At 64.2% G+C, this 962-nt stretch carries 3 protein-coding genes; all 3 read right to left on the bottom strand.

All coding sequences use genetic code 11. The features are described 5' to 3' along the window. Positions 1 to 236, bottom strand: a 236-nt coding sequence (locus RE027_RS17805) for an IS30 family transposase (RefSeq protein WP_368809631.1), incomplete at its 3' end; no start/stop codon positions are given. A 1-nt stretch (position 237) separates the two neighbouring features. Further along, entirely contained in the window at positions 238 to 786 is a 549-nt protein-coding gene (locus RE027_RS17810; protein ID WP_368809632.1) for an IS30 family transposase, read from the bottom strand. Continuing rightward, the gene (locus tag RE027_RS17815; RefSeq protein WP_368809634.1) at positions 690 to 956 is read right to left on the bottom strand and encodes a helix-turn-helix domain-containing protein; all 267 of its coding nucleotides are present in this window, start codon (positions 954 to 956) and stop codon (positions 690 to 692) included. The genes RE027_RS17810 and RE027_RS17815 overlap by 97 nt, the downstream gene beginning before the upstream one ends. Between the last annotated feature and the right edge of the window lie 6 nt (positions 957 to 962).

The raw sequence follows: 962 nt of genomic DNA on the forward strand, positions 1-962 counted from the left end.
CCGATCACCTCGATCGGTTTTTGGAACTCTAGGCGTTTTCGGGGTCGGTCGTTGAGTTCGGCGGCCGCCGCGTCCAGATCTGCGGCGGTGAAGCCCGATAGGTCCAGGCCTTTCGGAAAGTACTGGCGCAGCAGCCCATTCGTGTTCTCGTTGACCCCGCGCTGCCACGGCGAGTGTGGGTCACAGAAGAAGATCTCGATGCCGGCGTCAATGCGCACCTGCTTCCAGTCACGCATCTCAAGCACCCTGGTCCCAGGTCAATGATCTGCGCAGCGCCACGGGCAAAGTCTGGATTTTCGCGGCCAGGGCGTCGCGGACCTGTTCGGGCTGGTAGCCCTCCGGCAGGTGAACAAGCATCGTGTAGTTGGTGGTGCGTTCGACCAGGGTGCCGATGGCGGTCTGGTTGTTCTTGCCGATGATCAAATCACCCTCCCAGTGGCCCGGGACGGCCCGATCCTCGGCCTCCGCCGGGCGCTCACTGATGTTGATCATGTCTGGCACCCGATTCCTACACTGACCAGCCTTCCGGCACGGTCTGCGCAGAGCACGTCCGGTACGCAGATACCGGGTCAGCTCCTGTCGCAGAGCCCCACGGGACTGCACGTAGAGAGACTGGTAGACCGTCTCGGTCGACACCCACATCTGACGGCTTCTCAGGGAACTCCCGCCGCAGGCGCCCGGCGATCTGCTCAGGCGAATACTTCTTGGCGAGATCTGTCTCCACGATCCCACGCAGTTCCGGGTTGGTGTGCAGCTTCGCCGGCTTCGGGCGCGAGGCTCGTGCATAGGCCAGCACGTGTGCCGTCGTCGCCCGGTAGTCGCCTTTGGCAGCGGTATTGCGGCGCAGCTCCTACAGAGATCGTCGAGGGCGACCGCCCGATGGCCGCGCCGATCTCGCGTAGTGACTGTCCCTGCGCCCGGCGCAGGGCGATCTCCTCCCGCTCGAGGAAGTTCAGGCACCG

This window comes from Kocuria sabuli, assembly GCF_040981185.1.
GTDB lineage: Bacteria > Actinomycetota > Actinomycetes > Actinomycetales > Micrococcaceae > Kocuria > Kocuria sabuli.